The sequence below is a fragment of the Xanthomonas sp. 3307 genome (assembly GCF_014199735.1).
Classification (GTDB): Bacteria; Pseudomonadota; Gammaproteobacteria; order Xanthomonadales; family Xanthomonadaceae; genus Xanthomonas_A; species Xanthomonas_A rydalmerensis.
The window spans coordinates 191434-211824 of the sequence record NZ_JACHOG010000002.1 but is presented as its reverse complement, the minus strand read 5'-3'; the positions used below and the strand labels follow the sequence as shown (position 1 = coordinate 211824).

Here is a 20391-nt window from a genome sequence, read left to right as displayed (position 1 = left end):
CCGGCCGGCGGCCGGAGGGCGTCGAAAGGGATGACGGATTATAGCCGGACGGCCGCCTGCATTCTTTGCCGCGCGGTTGCGGCACCAGACGCGCGGGCGTTGCCGCGCGGCCTACTCGGCGATCGGCGGCAGCGCCGCGCTCGGTGCCGTTGCCGATGTGCCGGCACGACGTTGCCGGCGCAGATAGAACAGTGCGCAGAGCACCAGCAGCAGCATCGCCAGCCACTCGCTGTGCAGCGCCGCCTGCATCGCGGCCAGGCTGCCGCCACCGCGGGCGTGGGCGTAGATCGCGCCCAGCGCGGCCGGGCCCAGACCCATGGCCGCCTGCAGGATGGTGGAAAGCATTGCGCTGCCGGCGCCGGCATGGTCGGTGGGCACCTGCGACAGGCCGATGCGGTAGAAGCTGGCCACGATCCAGGCCTGGCCGGCGCCGATCAGCGCCGTTGCCGGAGCCAGGTTGAGTGCGCCCGGATGCGGCCACACCGCGTGCAGCGTCCAGCCCAGCGCCAGCAGGCCCAGCATCTGCACCAGGCAGCCGAGCAGCAGCGTCGGCACCGGGCCGCAGCGCGCCGCGACGCGGGCGCTGACCAGCGCGGAGGCGAAGTAGGCCGCGCCCAGTACGATGAAGGCGTTGCCCGACTGCAGCGGCGAGAGTCCGGCGCCGGTCTGCAGCGTCAGCGCCAGCACGAACATGAAGCCGCTCCAGCAGGTGAAGAACACCCCGCCCACCAGCAGCGCGAAGCGCACGCTGGGCAGCCGCAGCAAGGCCGGCGGCAGCAGCGGCGTCCGCCCGCGGCGTTCCTGCCACAGTTCGACCCGGGTCAGTGCCGCCAGCAGCGGCAGGCAGGCGGCCAGCACCGCCAGGCATGCCGGTGGCCAGTGCAGCGCCGGGCCCAGCGCCAACGGCAGCAGCAGGCAGGCCAGGAACAGCCCCAGCAGCCCGGCGCCGGCCAGGTCGGGCGGCATCCGCCGTGCCGCGCGCGTCTCCGGCACGGCGCGCAGGCAGGCCAGCGCCAGCAGGCAGAACGGCAGGTTGATCAGGAACACGCTGCGCCAGCCGGAGCCGGCGATGTTCGCGCTGACCAGCGATCCGCCCAGTACCTGGCCGATGACGAAGGCGATGCCGCCCAGCGAGCCGTACAGCGCCAGCGCCCGCGCGTGCGCCTTGCCGTGCAGGCTGACGTGGATGGTGGCGAGGATCTGCGGCACCGCCAGTGCCGCGCCCAGCCCTTGCAGCGTGCGCCCGGCCAGCAGCGCCGTCACCGAGCCGGCCACGCCGCACAGCAACGAGGCCAGGCCGAACAGCAGCACGCCGGCACCGAACACGCGGCGCCGGCCGAGGTTGTCGCCGAGCCGGCCGCCTGCTGCCAGGCCCACCGCGAAGGCGACGCCGTAGACGGCCACGATCAGCTCCAGTTGCATCGCCGACGCATGCAGCGTGCGCGCGATCGAGCCGAGCGCGACATTGAGGATGGAGAAGTCGATCAACGGCAGCATCTGCCCGATCAGCAGGATGCCGAGGCCGCGGCGGCTCAGGGTGGGGGCGGTGGCGGACATGGTGGAGACGGGGGAGGGCGTGGTCATGGCGCGCAGTATGGAGAGCCTCTAAACTGGTACAAGGACTCATTTATCCTGGTACTGATAGTGCCTCCCTGCGATCTCGGACGGTTGCTCTGGGTGCGACGTCCCCGGCGGCATGACCGGAAATGGCGGCGCAGCGAGCGCTGTGTGTCGCACGGGATCGTGGCACTGGCGGACAACGAAGCGGAGAAGACGATGCAACTGGACCTCGCCCATTCCACCTCCACACCGGAGAGGGCCGCCGCGCTTGCGACGCCTGCAGCGTCGTCGGGCCCGGCCCTGGCCAGCGAGCGTGCCCGCGCGCTTGGCGCCTTCCTGCGCTCCCGCCGCGAGAGCCTGGATCCGGCGCGCCTGGCGCTGCCGCGCGGCGGCAGGCGCCGCACCCCCGGCCTGCGCCGCGAGGAGGTGGCCTTGCTCGCCGATGTCGGCGTGACCTGGTACACGTGGCTGGAACAGGGGCGCCCGGTGCGCGCTTCGGCGCGCGTGCTGACCGCCATCGCCCGCGCCCTGCAGTGTTCGGAGGTCGAAACCGCGCACGTGCTGGCACTGGCCGGCGTGGGCGGCACGACCGCCCTGGCGGCGCCGCCGTGCGAACGCCTGACCGGCACCGCGCGCATGCTGCTCGATCAGCTCGGGCCGTGGCCGGCGATGCTGCAGACCCCGCGCTTCGACATCCTCGGCGCCAACCCGGCCTTCGAGCGGCTGATGGGCGTGACCCTGGCCGACCTGCCCGACACCGATCGCAACTGCGTCTATCAGGCCTTCACCAATCCGCGCTGGCGCGACGCATTGCTCGATCGGCAGGACGTGCTGCAGCACATGGTGGCGTTGCTGCGCGCGGCGATGGCCGAACACCTGGGCGAGCCGGAATGGGAGGCCTTGCTGGCGCGCTACCGTGCCGCCTCGCCCGAGTTCGATGCGCTGTGGCGGCAGCGGCGCGAGGTGCGGGGCGTGGAGAACCAGCTCAAGCGCTTCCGCCATCCGCAGGAAGGCGAGCTGCGCCTGCACCAGGTCAACTGGTGGTCGGCGCCGCGCAACGGCAACCGCCTGGTGGTCTATTTGCCAGCCGATGACACAGCGCAGGCGGCGCTGTTGCGCCTGCACGCACAGGCCGCAAACCCTGATGGATGAACGCTTTCTTAGTCCGATCAGGAAAGCTGAATACGTAACCGATTCCAGAAGGAGGCGGTTCAGATGGCAAGGGCCTAAATGCAATCGCCACACCACGTGACGGAGTTGCCATGAACATGAAACGCCTTGCCACAATTGCCCTCTCGTCCGCGCTGGCGCTGGGTTTCATGGCGCCACCCGCATTCGCCTGGGGTCCGGGCGGCCCGGGCCCGGGCCCGGGCTGGGGCCCGCCGGGTCCTCCGGGGCCGCCGCCTCCGCCGCCGGGACCGGGTCCGCGCGACCATGGCTGGTACGACCGCGGCTACCGCGACGCCGATCGCGAGCGTTACTGGCGCGACCGTGAGCGCGACCGCCGCGACGCCCGCCGTGCCTATGACCGCGGCTACCGCGACGGCTATCGCACCGGACCGGACGTCGTTTACTACCGCCCGGGTCCGCCGCGCTGGGCGCGCGGCCAGCGCTACTACGGTCCGAACTACGTGGTCTACGACTACGACCGCTACCAGGTCCGGCGCCCGCCCCACGGCTACCGCTGGGTGCGCGACGATACCGGCAACCTGCTGTTGGTCGCCATCGCCAGCGGCATCATCGCCGACCTGGTGCTCAGCGGCCGCTGAACCCCTGCCGCGGCACCAGCAGACGGCCTCCTCCGGGAGGCCGTCTGCGTTTTGGTTCGCCCTGGGCGCTGCGCGGGGCTTAAACTAGCGTTCTGCCTTCTGTCCATGCCCCCTGGAGACCCGATGTTCCCGCGCGACGCCCGCATCGAAACCTACGATCCCGACCTGGCCCGCGCCATCGCCGCCGAAGCCGGCCGCCAGGAAGACCACGTCGAGCTGATCGCCAGCGAGAACTACTGCAGCCCGCTGGTCATGGAAGCGCAGGGCAGCCAGCTCACCAACAAGTACGCCGAAGGCTACCCGGGCAAGCGCTACTACGGCGGCTGCGAATTCGTCGACGTCGCTGAGCAACTGGCCCTCGACCGGGTCAAGCAACTGTTCGGCGCCGACTACGCCAACGTGCAGCCGCACAGCGGCTCGCAGGCCAACCAGGCGGTGTACTTCGCGCTGCTGCAGCCGGGCGACACCATCCTCGGCATGTCGCTGGCGCATGGCGGCCATCTGACCCACGGCGCCAAGGTCAACGCCTCCGGCAAGCTGTTCAACGCCGTGCAGTACGGCGTCAACGACCAGGGCCTGATCGACTACAACGAGGTCGAACGGCTGGCCGTGGAGCACAAGCCGAAGATGGTGGTGGCCGGCTTCTCCGCCTACTCGCAGGTGATCGACTGGGCGCGCTTCCGCGCCATCGCCGACAAGGTCGGCGCGTATTTCTTCGTCGACATGGCGCACGTGGCCGGCCTGGTCGCCGCGGGCGTGTACCCGACTCCGCTGCCGCATGCGCACGTGGTCACCTCCACCACCCACAAGACCCTGCGTGGCCCGCGTGGCGGCATCATCCTCGCCAGTGCCGCCGGCGCCGGCGACAAGCTCGAAGACCTGTCCAAGAAGCTGCAGTCGATCGTCTTCCCCGGCATCCAGGGCGGCCCGCTGATGCACGTGATCGCGGCCAAGGCGGTGGCGTTCAAGGAAGCGCTGGAGCCGGAGTTCACCACCTATCAGCAGCAGGTGGTGAAGAACGCGCAGGCCATGGCCAAGACCCTGATCGCGCGCGGCTACAAGATCGTTTCCGGCGGCACCGAGAACCACCTGATGCTGGTCGACATGATCGGCCGCGACGTCTCCGGCAAGGACGCGGAAGCGGCGCTGGGCAAGGCCCACATCACCGTCAACAAGAACTCGGTCCCCAACGACCCGCGCTCGCCGTTCGTGACCTCGGGCCTGCGCCTGGGCACCCCGGCGATCACCACCCGCGGCTACCAGGAACAGGATTGCGTCGACCTGGCCAACTGGATCGCCGACGTGCTCGACGCCCCGGCCGATGACACCGTGCTGGCGCGCGTGCGCGACGCGGTGACCGCGCAGTGCCGCAAGTATCCGGTGTATGGCTGAGCGGCGGGGATTGGAGATTGGGGATTCGGGATGGAGCGTAAGCTCCGCTCCTGAGACGCCCGCTTTTTCCAATCCCCAATCCCCAATTCCCAATCCCGGCCCCTGATGCACTGTCCCTTCTGCCAGCACACCGATACCCGGGTGATCGATTCGCGCGTGTCCGAGGACGGCGCGACGATCCGCCGGCGTCGCGAGTGCGAGGCCTGCGGTGAGCGCTTCAGTACGCTGGAGACGATCGAACTCAAGCTGCCGACGGTGATCAAGAGCGACGGCGGCCGCGAGGCGTTCGATGCGCGCAAGCTGCGCACCAGCTTCGACCGCGCGCTGCAGAAGCGGCCGGTGGCCGAGGAGCAGATCGAGGCGGCGGTGCGCGCGGTGGTGCACCAGTTGCGCATGTCCGGCGAGCGCGAACTGCCCTCGATCCGGGTCGGCGAGTACGTGATGGCCGAGCTGCGCAAGCTCGACCACGTCGGCTACGTGCGCTTCGCCTCGGTGTACCGCAGCTTCCAGGACGTGGCCGATTTCCGCGAGGAGATCGAGAAGCTCGAGCGCGAATTGCCGGTGGGCAGCGAGCAGTTGCCGCTGCTGGACCTGGTGCGCGCGGCCAAGCCGGGCGACAAGACCGGCAAGCGCTGAGCGCATGCGCATCGTCTGTCTGGCCGAGGCGGCGCAGCACATCCCGGCGCTGGCGCAGGAGCATCTGCAGGCGTTCGGCCCGCTGTTGCCGGAATGGAACGTGGTGGAGGCCGAGGCCGACCTGCGCAGCCATCGCGACGATCGCCGCATTCCCACCACCTGGATCGCGCTGGATGGCGAGGACTGGCTGGGATCGGTGAGCCTGCTGCAGAACGACGACGCGCGCATCCGCCAGTTTTCGCCATGGCTGGCCACGCTGTACGTGCGGCCGCAGGCACGCGGTGCCGGCGTCGGCGCCGCCCTGGTCGCGCACTGCGTGCAGGCCGCCGCGCGCTTCGGCGTGCAGTGGCTGTACCTGTACTGCGAGCCGGTGCTGGTGCCGTTCTACGAGCGCCTGGGCTGGCGGCGCCACGCCGACCTGCCGCTGGGGCCGCTACAGATCGTGGTGATGCGCCGCGACGCCGGCGCTGCCGCCGCATCCGCATGAGTGCCGACCTCGTCCCCGGCTTCTCCGCCGACGACCATCGCTGGATGGCGCAGGCCCTGCGCCTGGCCGAGCGCGGCGCCTACACCACGCGCCCGAACCCGATGGTCGGCTGCGTCCTCGTGCGCGACGGCGTGGTGGTGGGCGAGGGCTTCCACCAGCGCGCCGGCGGACCGCACGCCGAGGTGTTCGCGCTGCGCGCCGCCGGCGAACGCGCCCGCGGCGCCACCGCCTACGTGACCCTGGAGCCGTGCGCGCACTACGGCCGCACCCCGCCGTGCGCGCTGGCGCTGATCGAGGCCGGGGTGACGCGGGTGGTGGCGGCGATGGCCGATCCGTTCCCGCAGGTCAACGGCGGCGGCTTCGCGCTGCTGCGCGCCGCCGGCATCGCGGTGCAGACCGGCCTGATGGAGGCGCAGGCGCGTGCGCTCAATCGCGGTTTCCTGTCGCGGGTGGAGCGCGGCCGGCCATGGCTGCGGATCAAGCTCGGCGCCAGCCTGGACGGACGCACCGCGCTGGCCAGCGGTGAATCGAAATGGATCACCGGCGCGGCGGCGCGGCAGGATGTGCAGCACTGGCGCGCCCGCGCCGGCGCCATCCTCACCGGCGCCGGGACCGTGCTGGCCGACGATCCGGCACTGACCGTGCGCCTGGATGCCGCGATCGAAGTGGCGCCGCCGCTGCGCGTGGTGCTGGACGCGCAACTGCGCAGCCTGGCGCAGACCAAGGTCCGCGACGGCAGCGCGCCGACCCTGTACCTGCACGCGCCGGACTGCGTGCCGCCGGCGCTGGAGCATGCCGCCTTCGCCGCGGTGCCGCTGCACGACGGCCGCTGCGACCTGCACGCGGCGCTGCGCCTGCTCGGCGAGCGCGGCATCAACGAGGTGCAGGTCGAGGCCGGGGCGACGCTGGGCGGCGCACTGTTGCGCGCCGACGTGGTCGACGAAGTGCTGGTGTACATGGCGCCGCTGCTGCTGGGCGATACCGCCCGCCCGCTACTGGCTGGGCTCGGCATCGACACGATGGCGCAGCGCGTGCCGCTGCAGCTTGCCGACGTGGTGCACCTGGGGCAGGACCTGCGCTTGCGCTATCTCCCGTTGGTGGGCTGAGTCCATCAATGTGAGGCATAAACGCAAAGGGCACGCCGGCGGTGTATGCCGGCGTGCCCTTTGTGCGCGCAAAACGCCGCGCTTTTGATCAGAAGCTTGCGCGCACGCCGACCTTGTACTGGCTGGCGTCATCGATGTATTCGATTTCGCCGACCATGCCCCAGGTGCGCGTGAAGTTGATCTGGCCACCGAGGGTGCCGACGAACTTGCCTTCGTCGGCATCGCTGCCGTCGATGTAGCCGGCCTTGATCCAGGCTTCGGTCCGCGGCGAGGGCTTGCCGCGCAAGCCGAGATTGACGGCACCCAGGGTGCTGGAATCGGATCCGCGGCCCAGACGCACGCCGTCCTCGCGCAGGTCGGCTTCGGCCTTGATCCGCAACACGCTGGCGTCTGCGATGAAATCGACGCGCTCGGTCATTTCCTGGCGGTAGCCGATGCCCAGGTTGGCCTGCTGCACGGTCACCTTGCCGCTGTACACCTCGGACAGGGCGAAGTCTTCGCTGGCGCGCTGGTAGCCGGCGAACACATACGCCGGCTCGGCGATCTGCCAGGAACCGCGCAGGTAGCCGCCGTTGACGTCCTCGGAGGACGCATTGACGTTGATGTCGGTGCGGTTCCAGCCGCCTTCGACATAGTTGTAGCTCAGGCCTTCGGCCGACGCGGCAAAAGGTGCGGCCGCCAACAGGGCAGCCAGGATCAGTGTGTTGCGCATGGGTGGTGCTCTCCGGATGAATGGCAGTGTCATCGTCCCAATGCAGGGCGGCACACAGGCGACGTCTCCTGTCGCAAACAGGATCTTAACATATATTTCACATTCCTGTCTTCGCGGCGGGCTGCGTGATGCAGCGTCCCGCCGCGATGGGTAATGCAGGCCGGGCCCGTATGCCGCGCCTGCTAGAATGCGCGGGCCGGTTCGCCGGCGACCACAAACGTCTTCAGGGCGGGGTGCGATTCCCCACCGGCGGTAGGTGCGTTCGCGCACGAGCCCGCGAGCGCTTCCCGGCGCAGGCGCGACGCGTCGAAATCGGGAAGGTCAGCAGATCCGGTGCGATGCCGGAGCCGACGGTATAGTCCGGATGAAAGAAGACGGCCTTCGCGCAGCCTTGCGGCTGTGCGCGTGCCTGTTTGCCTTGTGGCGTTTTTCGCTCACCCCATTGCGAGAAACGTAGCTATGTTCACCGGAATCATCGAAGGCGTCGGCCATCTCGCCGCACGCCAGCCGCAGGGCGGCGATATCCGCTTCACCTTCGCCACCGGCAGCCTGCCGTTCGCCGACGTGCGCCTGGGCGAGAGCATCGCGGTCAACGGCGTGTGCCTGACCGTGATCGCGTTCGACGCCGCCTCGTTCCAGGCCGACGCCTCCACCGAGACCCTGGCGCTGACCACGCTCGGCCGCCTGGCCGAGGGCGCGGCGCTGAACCTGGAGCGGGCGATGCGCCCCAGCGACCGCCTCGGCGGGCACCTGGTCAGCGGCCATGTCGACGGGCTCGGCCAGGTGCTGTCGATCCACGACGACGCGCGCGCGCAGCGCTGGCGCTTCGCCGCGCCGGCGGCGCTGTTGCGCTACATCGCCAAGAAGGGTTCGATCTGCGTGGACGGGGTCAGCCTCACCGTCAATGCGGTCGATGCGGAAGGCTTCGAAGTCGCGCTGATCCCGCACACCGTGGCGCACACCGCGTTCGCGCAGACCGCCGTCGGCGCGGCGGTGAACCTGGAGATCGACCTGGTCGCGCGCTACGTCGAACGCCTGCTGCAGGGCCGCCAGGACTGATCCTGGCCGCATCCGTTTCGCCTTTTCGTCGCGCCACGCCGCTGCCTGCGGCGCGCGCGGCACCCTCCGTCTTTCCGCGAGTCCCCGCATGTCGCCTTCCGTTACCCCGAGCCTGAATTTCGCCTCCGTCCCCGAGTTGCTGGAAGAACTCCGCGCCGGCCGCATGGTGGTCATCGTCGACGACGAGGACCGCGAGAACGAGGGCGACCTGATCATGGCCGCCGAGCTGGTCAAGCCCTCGGACATCAACTTCATGGTCACCCACGCGCGCGGCCTGGTGTGCCTGTCGCTGACCCGCGAGCGCTGCGCGCAGCTGGGCCTGGCGCCGATGGTCCAGCGCAACACCGCGCAGTTCCATACCAACTTCACCGTCAGCATCGAGGCCGCCGAAGGCGTGACCACCGGCATCTCCGCCTACGACCGCGCCCACACCGTGCGCACCGCGGTCAAGCCCGATGCCAAGCCGCACGACCTCAGCCAGCCCGGCCACATCTTTCCGCTGATCGCCCAGCCCGGCGGTGTGCTGACCCGCGCCGGCCACACCGAGGCGGCCAGCGACCTGCCGATGCTGGCGGGGCTGGAGCCGGCCGGCGTGCTGGTGGAGGTGCTCAATCCCGACGGCAGCATGGCGCGGCGTCCGCAGTTGGAGGAGTTCGCCCGCACCCATGGCCTGAAGATGGGCTCGATCGCCGACCTGATTGCCTACCGCCTGGCGACCGAGCACACCGTCGAACGCATCGACGAGCGGCCCATCGATACCGAGTTCGGCGGTTTCACCCTGGTCACCTACCGCGACCGCATCGCCCACGATCTGCACTTCGCCCTGGTTCGCGGCACCCCGGACGCCGACACCCCGACCCTGGTGCGGGTGCAGGTGGAGAATCCGCTCGCCGATCTGCTGCACTGGCGCCGCGAGGACTTCGGCGTGGCGGCCAGCGACGCGCTGCGCGCGATCGCCGCGGCCGACCGCGGGGTGATGGTGGTGCTGTCCGCGCCGCGCGACAGTGAGGCGCTGCTGGCGCGGCTGCGCGCGCAGCCGGAGGCGGCGCACGGCAAGGACGTGGGCCAGTGGCGGCGCAACGGCGCCGGCAGCCAGATCCTGGCCGACCTGGGCCTGGGCAAGCTGCGCGTGCTCGGCACGCCGCGCCGGCAGATCGGCCTGGCCGGGTTCGGGCTGGAGGTGGTGGAGCACATTGAGCCGGGAATCGGGAATCGGGATTGGGGAATCGGTAAAAGCTGATTCCGAGCGATTCTCGCCATTGGCGGTGCTCAGCCGACTACGCGGTTCCCCTGGATCGCATTCCGGGCCCTGGCCTCCCTGCCTGTTAAACTCTCCCACCCCCTCAAGCTGCCACCGCCATGTCCCATTACGAAGGCGACCTCCGCACTCCCGAGTCGGCGCGTTTCGCGATCATCGCCAGCCGCTGGAACGCCCGCATCACCGACGTGCTGGTCGCCGGCGCGCGGCAGAGCCTGTCCGGCAACGGCATCGCCGATGACGCGGTGGACGTGATCCGCGTGCCGGGCGCGTGGGAGCTGCCGCTGGTCGCCGCGCGCCTGGCCGCGACCGGCAAGCACGCCGCGATCATCGCGCTGGGCTGCGTGATCCGTGGCGATACCCGCCACTACGAACACGTCGCCGATGGCTGCGCCGAGGGCCTGCTGCGGGTCTCGCTGGACTTCCGCATCCCGGTGCTCAACGGCGTGCTCGCCGTGGAGCAGGTCGAGGACGCCGAGGCGCGTGCCGGCGGCAGCCATGGCAACAAGGGCGAGGAAGCGGCGCTGAGCGCGCTGGAGATGGTCAACCTGCTGGAGTTGCTGCCGTGAACAAACCCGCTGGCCACAAGCACCACCCACGCCGCGATGGTGTCGATCCGGTCCTGCGCTCGCGCGCGCGTCGGCGTGCGCTGCAAGCGATCTACGCCTGGCAGATTTCCGGCGGCAACGCCCAGCACGTGATCGCGCAGTTCGCGCACGAGCAGGCGCACGAGATCGCCGACCTGGTGTACTTCGAGAACCTGGTCGAGGGCGTGCTCAAGCACCGTGCCGAACTGGACGAAGCGCTGGTCGGCTACCTGGACCGCACGGTGGAGGAAGTGGATGCGATCGAGCGCGCGGTGCTGCGCCTTGCCGCCTACGAACTGCTGCACCGCATGGACGTGCCGTACCGCGTTGTGATCAACGAAGCGATCGAGACCGCCAAGCGCTTCGGCTCCGAGCACGGGCACACCTACGTCAACGGCGTCCTGGATCGTGCCGCGCTGCAGTGGCGCGCGGTGGAGTCGGGCGGCGGCGGCGCCTGACGGCGCGGGATTGGGCATTCGGGATTGGGGATTCGCCAGAGCGACATTCCCGTCCGAGGACGCGCTTTTGCCAATCCCCAATCCCCAATCTCCATTCCCGGCCCTTCAATGCCCGAATTCGATCTGATCGAGCGCCTGCGTGCGCGCAGTCGGGCGCGTGCGGATCTGCCGCTGGGCATCGGCGACGATGCGGCGTTGCTGCTGCCGCCGGCGGGGGAGTTGCTGGCGATCACCACCGATACGCTCAATGCCGGGGTGCATTTCCCGGCCGAAACCGCGGCCGCCGACATCGGCTGGAAGACGCTGGCGGTGAATCTGTCCGACCTGGCGGCGATGGGCGCGCAGCCGCGCTGGTGCACGCTATCGCTGTCGTTGCCGCAGGTCGACATGGCCTGGGTCGATGCGTTCGCCGAGGGCTTCTTCGCCCTGGCCGACGCGCACGGCATCGGCCTGGCCGGTGGCGACACCACGCGCGGGCCGCTGGCGTTGTCGGTGACCGCGATCGGCAGCGTGCCGGCGACGGCGGCGCTGCGCCGCGATGCCGCGCAGCCGGGCGATGAGGTCTGGGTGACCGGCCAGCCGGGCGAGGCCGCCGCGGCGCTGGCATTGTGGCAGGGCGGGCGCCTGGACGTGACCGCGCCGGCCGCCGATCCGCTGCACGAACGCCTGCGCCAGCGCCTGCTGCGACCGACACCGCGGGTGCAGGCCGGCTTGTGCCTGCGCGGCCTGGCGCGGGCCTGCGTGGATGTCTCCGATGGCCTGCTGGCCGACCTGGAGCACATCTGCGTGCGCAGCGGCGTCGGTGCCGAACTGGAGCTGGCCACGCTGCCGGCGGTCGCCGCCCCGGCCGACGCGGACCCTGCACAGGTGCACGCCTGGCAACTGGGCGGCGGCGACGACTACGAACTGTGCTTCACCGCCGACCCCGCGCAGCGCACAGCGATCGTGCAGGCGCTGCAGGCGGTCGGGGTCACAGCGACGCCGATCGGGCGCATCGTCGCCGGCCGCGGCATTGTGGTGCGCGATGCGGCCGGCCGGCCGTGGCAACCGCCGCGAAGCGGCTACCAGCACTTTTTGAGCTGAGCGGCGCGGCCGAGCGCACGCCGGCCCCGGCCGCGGCGCCAGCGCGTGGGGGGGGGGGGGGCGCGCCCACCAACGCCGACCGACGCCCCTTCCATACTGTGCCGCACTGCGGCGTGAATATCGCCCGTACCTGGTGGTACGGTCCGCCTGCCCGGCACCGTGTCGAGCGCTTGTCACCGTTCTGGCAGTACCGTTCCGGCAGCCGGCCATTCCGGTTCGGCGCCGCTTGGGAGGCAGTCCATGCGCATGTCCGTGTCACGTCGCATCGCCCTTGGCGCGATGTTGCTGGTGTTCTCCGCCGCCGCGGCCGCGGCCGGCTTCAGCAAGCAGTACCAGAGCATTTCCAGTTTCGATGGCACCAAGCTCGGCGCGCTCGTCCTGGTGCCGCAGGGGCAGGGCCCGGGACCGTTCCCGCTGGTGGTGATGCCGGCCAGCTGGTCGCTGCCCAACCTGGAGTACGTGGGCCGCGCCAGCGAACTGGCCAACGACGGCTACGTGGTGGTCAGCTACACCTCGCGCGGCTTCTGGGACTCGCAGGGGCTGATCGACATTGCCGGGCAGCCGACGGTGGAGGACGTCAGCGCGGTGATCGACTGGGCGCTGGCCAACACTCCGGCCGACGCCAAGGCGATCGGTGTGTCGGGCATCTCCTACGGCGCCGGCACCAGTCTGCTCGCCGCCGCGCGCGACCCGCGGATCAAGGCGGTGGCCGCGCTCAGCGGCTGGGCCGACCTGCAGGCGTCGCTGTACGCCAACAGCACGGTCAGCCAGCAGGGCGTGGGCATGCTGGTCGCCGCCGGGGTCGCCACTGGCCGGCCCGGTCCGGAACTGGCGCAGATCACCGCGCACGTGGCGGTGGGCGACTACGACGGTGCGGTGCAGGGCTTCCTGCCCAAGGCCGCCGAACGCGGGGTGATCAACGAGGTGCAGGCGCTCAACCGCAACGGCCCGGCGGTACTGCTGGCCAATGCGTTCAATGACGGCCTGTTCCCCCCGAACCAGTACATCAACCTCTACAACCAGCTCAGCGTGCCCAAGCACCTGATGTTCAGCCAGGGCGACCACGCCACCGCCGAACTGCCGGGCGCGTTGGGCCTGCCGAACCAGGTGTATACCGAGGCCACGCGCTGGTTCGACCGCTACCTGAAGGGCCGCGACAACGGCGTGGACCGCGAAGCGCCGGTGCAGCTGTCGACCCTCGGCGGCACCTGGCTCAGCTATGCCGACTGGAACAGCGTGCAGGCCGGCGCCACGCGCTACGGCCTGACGGGCCCCAGCGGCCTGCTGCTGCCGACTGGGTCGCTGAGCACCGGCAACAGCAGCGGCTGGAACTACCGCATCGCCACCGGTGTGCCGACCCTGGCCGATTCCGGCGTGGTGATGTTGAGCGGCCTGCTGCAGGGCCTCGGCCAGCCGGTAACGACCTCGATCCCGCTGGTCAGCCGTGCTGGTGCCGCAGTGTGGAGCGGCCCGGTGCTGTCCAGCGACAAGCGCCTGGCCGGCGCGCCGTCGCTGCGGCTGACGGTGACCCCGAGTCAGTCCAACGTGTCGCTGTTCGCTTATCTGTACAGCATGGACAGTTCGGGTTCGGCGCAGTTGCTCAGCCACGTGCCGTACACGCTGCGCAATGCGACGCCGGGCACGCCGGTGACGGTCGATCTGGCGCTGCAGGCGACCGCAGTCGAGATCCCGGCTGGTCGCCGCCTGGTGCTGGTGGTGGACACCACCGATCCGCGCTATACCTCGGCCAGCCGCTTCGGCGGCACGGTGAGCTTCAGCTCGCCGACGGCCACGCCGTCGTTCCTGAGCGTGCCGTTGCATTGAGGCAGTTAGCGTTTCCCTTCTCCCCTCGGGAGAAGGTGCCCCGCAGGGGCGGATGAGGGTACGGGCGTAGCCTCGCATGATCAGGTCGGCGCGGCGCTTCGCGCCCCGTACCCTCACCCCAACCCCTCTCCCGGTGGGAGAGGGGCTTCGGCTCTTCGCTTCTCCCGTCGGGAGAAGGTGCCCCGCAGGGGCGGATGAGGGTGCGGAACCACGCATCGCCACACAGCGCACCGGCCCATTCTGCAGACGAATTTACGTAGGTTTTATTCGAACCGGCGCGCGCTTTGCAACGAAGATATCCGGCGATTCCTATACTTTCCGCGCTGACGACGGGGATGCTTGCGTGGAATCGATGCCTGGAAGTTTGAGCGTGTCGCTGACCGCAATGATCGCTTGCATGCGCAATATGTCGCCTCCGCTCGCGCATTCGCCTGGTGCCCGCATCAGCGTGGCCGTCATGCCACGTGCGTTGCGCTGCCACCATGGCTGCCGCAGCGCGCTGCAGCGTCCGCCGCCACGCAGCAGCGCGCTCACTGCACGCGCGTTGACCACCTGACACCGCCGTCAGCGCGGCGCTGCATTCCAACTCTCTCCCCGCGATGCGCCATCAGGCGCATCGCCGGCGATGGCGCGCGGCGCGCTGTCGTTGTCTCCCTCCACCCAAACAAGGACGGCTCGTCCCAGAGCCGAAGTCGCGATGTCCATGAAGCTCCACCCCCTGTTCCTGTCACTGACCCTGCTGTGCGCCGGCGATGCCGCCGCCGCGGGTCTGGCTGCGCCCGTGTCGGACGCGATGCCGGCGTCGGACGCCGCCACGGCGCCGCTGGCGCGCAGCGCCGATTGTGCCAATGGTTTCTTCTCGCGCCTGGCCTCGGCCTATCACGAGGATGCGCAACCGGCCGATCCCGATGCGCCGACGCCAGCGCGCCGCGGCCTGGCTTCGCCGTTCTCCTCGCCGCCGTTTCCGTCGGCCGAATGGCAACTCGGTGCGGTGGACTACCCGGTCGGCGTGCCCAACGAGAATGCGCAGTACCCGGTCGAGAAGGCGCTGGCATGCACGCGTGTGGGGCAGTGGATGCAGCGCAACCGCATCGAGCTGTACGGCTGGATCAATCCCTCGCTCAACGCCAGCACGTCCTCGCGCACCAACTATCCGCTGTCCTACTCCACGCGGCCCAATCGCGGCGAGTTCAACCAGGCGCTGATCCGCCTGCAGCGCGTGCCGGACACCGTGCAGACCGATCATGTCGACTGGGGCTTCCATCTCGACGACCTGTACGGCTACGACTACCACTACACCACGATGAAGGGAGTCACCAGCGATCAGTTGCTGCACCACCCACAGCCCAACAGCGCACTCAACGGCAAGATCTACGGCAACGATCCGATGATCGCGCACGTGGACCTGTACCTGCCGTCGGTGGCGCAGGGCATGCTGGTCACGGTCGGCCGCTACCTGTCGCTGCCGGACATCGAGGCGCAGTTCTCGCCGAACAATTACTTGCTGACCCATTCGATCCTGTACACGGTCGATGCCTATACCAACATGGGCATCCTCACCACCACCAAGCTCAACGACCAGTGGACGCTGCAGCTCGGCGTGCACGGCGGCGACGATTCGGCGATCTGGGACGCGACCAGCCGCCTGAGCGCGCAGGCCTGCCTGCGCTGGGTGTCCAAGAGCAACGACGACATGCTGTATCCGTGCGTGGAGTCGTACAACAACGCCGCACAGACCTACAACAACCTGCAGGAGTTCGTGCTGACCTGGGGCCATCGCTTCTCGCCGAAGGTGCACATGCTCACCGAGGCCTACCACCTCTACGTGCGCGACCAGGCGCTGGCGACCGATCCGTCGCAATCGCACGCGCCGACTGGACGCCCGGGTTATGCGCTGGGCGAGGCGCCCGACTTCCCGCTGGGCCGCAGCAGCGCCGACGCCATCGTCAACTACGTCAACATCCAGCTCGGCGCCTCGGACATGCTGGCGATCCGCAACGAGTTCGTGAACGACCACGACGGCCAGCGCACCGGTTTCGCCACGCGCTACTCCAGCCACACCATCGGCCTCACTCATTGGGTGTCGCAGGACCTGGAGATACGCCCCGAGCTGCGCTACGAGCACGCCTATGATTTTCCTGCCTACGACGGCGGCCGCCGCAATCATCAGGCGACGGCGTTGATCGACGCGATCCTGCATTACTGAGGACGGCGCGCGCGGCGCCGGCCGTGTCGCGCGTCATCGTGCGCTGCCGGCGCCGACCATGGCGACACGCCGGCAACGTGCGGTGCGATCGCCGGCACGCACGGTTTTACGCAGAATTTATGCGCGCCGCGCGGCTTCGCCACGGAGAGTTTATGGCGCCGGCTTCGATAATGCCGGCCTGGGCCAGAAGGCCTGTCCGACCCGGCGTCCGTCGCCATGTTGCGCTTCCCTTCTGCCTCCGTGCGCGTGTCGCGTACGGCGGTGTTCCCACGTGATTGCGGCCTGCCCTGCGGCGGGCCGTCCCTTTGTTTCGGAGTTGAGACCATGAGCGGTTGGCTTTCGTTCGTTTGCGGCGTGGCGGTGATCGTCGCGGCCGGTTACCTGCTGTACGTGATCCTGCGCCCCGAAGATTTCTGAGCCGAGTGCCACTTCCATGATCGATACATTGCTTGTCTATGCGCTCGCGCTGCTGCTGGGATGGCCGCTGGGCCTGTACCTGGCCACGGTGATGCGCGGGGCGCCGATGCGCGGCGACGCGCTGTTCGGCTGGATCGAACGCCCCCTGTACCGCCTGCTCGGCACCGACCCGGCGCGCGGCATGCAGTGGCGCGCCTATGCCGGCGCGTTCCTGGCCAGCAACCTGGTGCTCGGCGTGCTGGTGTTCGCGCTGTTCGTGACCCAGGCCTGGCTGCCGTTCAATCCCGATGCGGTGCCCAACATGCGCTGGGACGTGGCCCTGCACACCATGGTCTCGTTCCTGACCAACACCAATCAGCAGCACTACTCGGGCCAGGCGCAGCTGTCGTACCTGTCGCAGGCGGTGGGCGTGGTCGGCCTGCAGTTCATCACCCCGATGATGGGCCTAGCGCTGGTCGCGGCGACGCTGCGTGGCCTGTTCGGCGGGCGCGGCCGTGATGCCGCGCGTACGCCGGCCAGCAACGGCGGCGAGATCGCGCAGGACGTCGACCTCGGCAACTACTGGGCCGACGTGATCCGTCCGACCCTGCGCTTCCTGCTGCCGCTGTGCCTGCTGTGGACGCTGCTGCTGACCCAGCAGGGCGTGCCGTCGACGTTGGCCGCCGGTCCGGTGGCCACGCCGCTGGACGCCAGCGCCGGCCAGCAGACGCAGAAGATCCCGCTCGGCCCGGTTGCGGCAATGGTGGCGATCAAGCAGCTCGGCACCAACGGCGGCGGCTGGTACGGGCCCAACAGCGCGATGGCGCTGGAGAATCCCACGCCGTTCTCCAACCTGCTGGAGATGCTGGGCATCGTGCTGATCCCGGTGGCGGTGGCGTTCATGGTCGGGCCGTTCACCGGGCGCCGCAAATTCACCGCGCTGGTGTTCGGCAGCATGCTGGTGATGTCGCTGGCGTCCACTGCGGTGTCGCTGTGGGCCGAAGGCCACGCACCCGGCAGTGCCGCGCTGATGGAAGGCAAGGAGGTGCGCTTCGGCGTGGACGCCTCGGCCGCCTGGTCGTCGCTGACCACGCAGACCTCCAACGGCTCGGTCAACGCCATGCACGATTCGCTGGCGCCGCTGACCGGCGGCGTGGCCATGGTCAACATGCTGATCAACGCGATCTGGGGCGGCATCGGCTGCGGCCTGCAGCAGTTCCTGGTGTATCTGCTGCTGAGCGTGTTCCTGGCCGGCTTGATGACCGGGCGCACCCCGGAATTGTTCGGGCGCAAGATCGAGGCGCCGGAAGTGCGCCTGCTGGCGCTGCTGATCCTGCTGCAGCCGCTGGTGCTGCTCGGCTTCACCGCGGTCACGCTGGCCTTGCCGGCATCCATCTCGGCGACCTCCAATCCCGGCTTCCACGGCATCAGCCAGGTGTTCTACGAGTACACCTCGGCCTTCGCCAACAACGGCTCCGGCTTCGAGGGCCTGGGCGACGGCATTCCGTGGTGGAACCTGAGCTGCACCGCGGTGCTGCTGCTGGGCCGCTATCCGGCGCTGATCGTGCCGCTGATCGTGGCCGCGCAACTGGCGCGCAAGCGGGTGGCGCCGGAAACCGGCGGCAGCCTGCAGGTGGAAACCCCGACCTTCGCGCTGACCCTGATCGCGGTCATCGCGGTCCTGACCGTTCTGCAATTCACGCCGGCTTTGGTGTTGGGACCGATCGCCGATCACCTGACCCTGGCCGCGCACTGAGACGACGACGATGAGCACCCCGCTTCCTTCTACTTCCGTGGCCTCTTCGCCGGCGCGCCGGCCTGGGCTGTTCGATGCCGCGGCGCTGCGCGCGGCCTTGCGCGACAGCGTGCTGAAGCTGTCGCCGCGGCACCTGCTCGGCAGCCCGGTGATGGCCGTGGTCTTCGCCGGCACGCTGCTGTCGGCGCTGATCACCGTGTCCGGCCAGGGCCCGGCCGGCTTCGGCTGGGCGGTGACCGCGATCCTGCTGGTCACCGTGCTGTTCGGCAACTTCGCCGAGGCGGTGGCCGAGGCCCGCGGCCGCGGCCAGGCCGCCTCGTTGCGGCGCGCACGCAAGGACCTGGTGGCGCGCCGGGTCGCCAGCGTGCGGCTGGACGGCGAAGCCAGCGTGCCGGCCGCCGAACTGCGCCCGGGCGACCTGGTGGTGGTCTCGGCCGGCGAACTGATCCCGGCCGACGGCGAGATCGTGCACGGCCTGGCCACGATCAACGAGGCCGCGGTCACCGGCGAATCCGCGCCGGTGCTGCGCGAGGCCGGCACCGATCGTTCCGGCGTCATCGGTGGCACCAAGGTGCTGTCCGACGAGATCCTGGTGAAGGTCACCGCCGAGCCGGGCCACAGCTTCCTGGACCGCATGATTGCGCTGGTGGAAGGCGCAAACCGGCAGAAGACCCCGAACGAGATCGCGCTGACCATGCTGCTGGCGGCGATGACCCTGACCTTCCTGATCGTGGTCGCCTCGCTGCCGGCGATCGCCGGCTTCGTCGGCGTGCACGTGGATCCGCTGCTGCTGATCGCGCTGCTGGTGTGCCTGATCCCGACCACCATCGGCGGGCTGCTGCCGGCGATCGGCATCGCCGGCATGAACCGCGCGCTGTCGGCCAACGTGCTGGCCAAGTCGGGCAAGGCGGTGGAAGTGGCCGGCGACGTCGACGTGCTGCTGCTGGACAAGACCGGCACCATCACCCACGGCGACCGCCAGGCCACCGTGTTCCATGCGCTCAGCGGCGTGGACGTGGCGCAACTGCGCGAGGCGGCGATGCTGTCGTCGCTGGCCGACCCGACCCCGGAAGGCAAGTCGATCGTGCGCCTGGCGCGCGAGCAGGGCCTGCCGCCGGCCGACCCGGAAGGCGCCGAGTTCGTCGCCTTCACCGCGCAGACGCGCATGTCCGGCGTCGACCTGCCGGCATTCGGCACGGCGTCGCCGCGGTCGATCCGCAAGGGCGCCGCCGATGCGTTGATCCGCCACGTCACCGCGCTGGGCGGGCAGGTGCCGGCGGAGCTGAAGAGCCGGGTCGAGCAGGTCGCGCGTAGCGGCGCCACGCCGCTGGTGGTGGCCGAGGGCCGGCACGTACTGGGCGTGGTCGAACTGTCGGACGTGGTCAAGCACGGCGTGCGCGAGAAGTTCGCGCGGTTGCGTGCGATGGGCGTCAAGACGGTGATGATCACCGGCGACAACCCGCTCACCGCCGCAGCCATCGCCGCCGAGGCCGGCGTCGACGACTACATCGCCGAAGCCACGCCCGAGGACAAGTTGGCGCGCATCCGCCAGGAGCAGGCCGGCGGACGCCTGGTGGCGATGGTGGGCGACGGCACCAACGACGCGCCGGCGCTGGCCCAGGCCGATGTCGGCCTGGCGATGAACTCCGGCACCCAGGCGGCCAAGGAGGCCGGCAACATGGTCGACCTGGATTCGGATCCGGCCAAGCTGCTGGCGGTGGTGGAAGTGGGCAAGCAGCAGCTGATCACCCGCGGCGCGCTGACCACCTTCTCGCTGGCCAACGACGTGTCCAAATACTTCGCGATCCTGCCGGCGCTGTTCGCCGCCTCGATCCCGCAGATGGCCGCGCTGAACGTGATGCGCCTGTCCAGCCCGACCAATGCAGTGCTCGCGGCGCTGATCTTCAACGCGCTGGTGATCCCGGCGCTGATCCCGCTGGCGCTGCGCGGCGTGCGCTTCACCCCGTCCTCGGCGACTTCGTTGCTGCGCCGGAACATGCTGATCTACGGCGTGGGCGGCGTGCTGCTGCCGTTCGTCGGGATCAAGGCCATCGACATGCTGCTGGTGGCGCTGGGCTGAGCCCGGTGCCGATTTTGACGCT

18 protein-coding genes and 1 riboswitch are annotated in these 20391 nt (G+C 69.8%); of the genes, 16 read left to right on the top strand and 2 right to left on the bottom strand.

Annotation, left to right across the window (positions count from 1 at the left end; translation table 11 throughout):
- Nucleotides 1–111: 111 nt before the first annotated feature.
- Nucleotides 112–1584 (bottom strand): MFS transporter, encoded by a 1473-nt coding sequence (locus GGR64_RS05820; protein ID WP_260302854.1) that lies wholly within the window; start codon nucleotides 1582–1584, stop codon nucleotides 112–114.
- A 144-nt stretch (nucleotides 1585–1728) separates the two neighbouring features.
- Here GGR64_RS05820 and GGR64_RS05815 point away from each other — a divergent pair, with 144 nt between their 5' ends.
- The 6 genes from GGR64_RS05815 to ribD all read left to right on the top strand — a co-directional run bounded on the left by GGR64_RS05815 (nucleotide 1729) and on the right by ribD (nucleotide 6950).
- Complete coding sequence (locus GGR64_RS05815) at nucleotides 1729–2712, top strand: helix-turn-helix transcriptional regulator (protein WP_326520308.1); 984 nt, start codon at nucleotides 1729–1731, stop codon at nucleotides 2710–2712.
- Between the two features lie 110 nt (nucleotides 2713–2822).
- Nucleotides 2823–3329 (top strand): RcnB family protein, encoded by a 507-nt coding sequence (locus tag GGR64_RS05810; protein WP_184644519.1) that lies wholly within the window; start codon nucleotides 2823–2825, stop codon nucleotides 3327–3329.
- A 123-nt stretch (nucleotides 3330–3452) separates the two neighbouring features.
- Entirely contained in the window at nucleotides 3453–4721 is a 1269-nt protein-coding gene (gene glyA, locus GGR64_RS05805; protein ID WP_184644517.1) for a serine hydroxymethyltransferase, read from the top strand.
- 105 nt (nucleotides 4722–4826) lie between these two features.
- Entirely contained in the window at nucleotides 4827–5357 is a 531-nt protein-coding gene (gene nrdR, locus GGR64_RS05800; RefSeq protein WP_010340907.1) for a transcriptional regulator NrdR, read from the top strand.
- A gap of 4 nt (nucleotides 5358–5361) precedes the next feature.
- A complete protein-coding gene (locus GGR64_RS05795; protein ID WP_160966571.1) occupies nucleotides 5362–5844 on the top strand; it encodes a GNAT family N-acetyltransferase in 483 nt (160 codons plus the stop codon).
- Complete coding sequence (gene ribD / locus GGR64_RS05790) at nucleotides 5841–6950, top strand: bifunctional diaminohydroxyphosphoribosylaminopyrimidine deaminase/5-amino-6-(5-phosphoribosylamino)uracil reductase RibD (protein WP_184644515.1); 1110 nt, start codon at nucleotides 5841–5843, stop codon at nucleotides 6948–6950. The genes GGR64_RS05795 and ribD overlap by 4 nt, the downstream gene beginning before the upstream one ends.
- Nucleotides 6951–7038: 88 nt before the next feature.
- On the opposite strand, the gene GGR64_RS05785 is transcribed toward ribD, so the two are convergent.
- On the bottom strand, nucleotides 7039–7662 hold the full coding sequence (locus GGR64_RS05785) for an outer membrane beta-barrel protein (protein ID WP_184644513.1): 624 nt from the start codon (nucleotides 7660–7662) through the stop codon (nucleotides 7039–7041).
- Nucleotides 7663–7877: 215 nt separating this feature from the next.
- Nucleotides 7878–8042: riboswitch (FMN riboswitch) on the top strand.
- A 79-nt stretch (nucleotides 8043–8121) separates the two neighbouring features.
- On the opposite strand from GGR64_RS05785, the gene GGR64_RS05780 reads away from it, so the two are divergent.
- The 10 genes from GGR64_RS05780 to kdpB all read left to right on the top strand — a co-directional run bounded on the left by GGR64_RS05780 (nucleotide 8122) and on the right by kdpB (nucleotide 20369).
- Nucleotides 8122–8721, top strand: coding sequence for a riboflavin synthase (locus tag GGR64_RS05780; protein WP_184448390.1), 600 nt, complete (start codon nucleotides 8122–8124; stop codon nucleotides 8719–8721).
- Nucleotides 8722–8833: 112 nt separating this feature from the next.
- Nucleotides 8834–9961 carry a 3,4-dihydroxy-2-butanone-4-phosphate synthase gene (gene ribB, locus GGR64_RS05775; RefSeq protein WP_184645192.1) on the top strand — a complete coding sequence of 376 codons (1128 nt, stop codon included), beginning with the start codon at nucleotides 8834–8836 and terminating at the stop codon, nucleotides 9959–9961.
- A 119-nt stretch (nucleotides 9962–10080) separates the two neighbouring features.
- Nucleotides 10081–10548, top strand: a complete 468-nt coding sequence (gene ribH, locus GGR64_RS05770) for a 6,7-dimethyl-8-ribityllumazine synthase (RefSeq protein WP_184448389.1) — start codon at nucleotides 10081–10083, stop codon at nucleotides 10546–10548.
- A complete protein-coding gene (gene nusB, locus GGR64_RS05765) occupies nucleotides 10545–11024 on the top strand; it encodes a transcription antitermination factor NusB (RefSeq protein ID WP_048490537.1) in 480 nt (159 codons plus the stop codon). The genes ribH and nusB overlap by 4 nt, the downstream gene beginning before the upstream one ends.
- Before the next feature lie 108 nt (nucleotides 11025–11132).
- Nucleotides 11133–12107, top strand: a complete 975-nt coding sequence (gene thiL / locus GGR64_RS05760; protein WP_184644511.1) for a thiamine-phosphate kinase — start codon at nucleotides 11133–11135, stop codon at nucleotides 12105–12107.
- Between the two features lie 252 nt (nucleotides 12108–12359).
- Entirely contained in the window at nucleotides 12360–13931 is a 1572-nt protein-coding gene (locus GGR64_RS05755) for a CocE/NonD family hydrolase (protein WP_184645190.1), read from the top strand.
- A gap of 697 nt (nucleotides 13932–14628) precedes the next feature.
- On the top strand, nucleotides 14629–16137 hold the full coding sequence (locus GGR64_RS05750; RefSeq protein ID WP_184644509.1) for an outer membrane beta-barrel protein: 1509 nt from the start codon (nucleotides 14629–14631) through the stop codon (nucleotides 16135–16137).
- A 324-nt stretch (nucleotides 16138–16461) separates the two neighbouring features.
- Nucleotides 16462–16554, top strand: a complete 93-nt coding sequence (locus GGR64_RS05745; protein WP_010341961.1) for a potassium-transporting ATPase subunit F — start codon at nucleotides 16462–16464, stop codon at nucleotides 16552–16554.
- 16 nt (nucleotides 16555–16570) lie between these two features.
- A complete protein-coding gene (gene kdpA, locus GGR64_RS05740; RefSeq protein ID WP_184644507.1) occupies nucleotides 16571–18289 on the top strand; it encodes a potassium-transporting ATPase subunit KdpA in 1719 nt (572 codons plus the stop codon).
- Nucleotides 18290–18299: 10 nt separating this feature from the next.
- A complete protein-coding gene (gene kdpB, locus GGR64_RS05735; RefSeq protein WP_160966591.1) occupies nucleotides 18300–20369 on the top strand; it encodes a potassium-transporting ATPase subunit KdpB in 2070 nt (689 codons plus the stop codon).
- The last annotated feature ends 22 nt before the right edge of the window (nucleotides 20370–20391 follow it).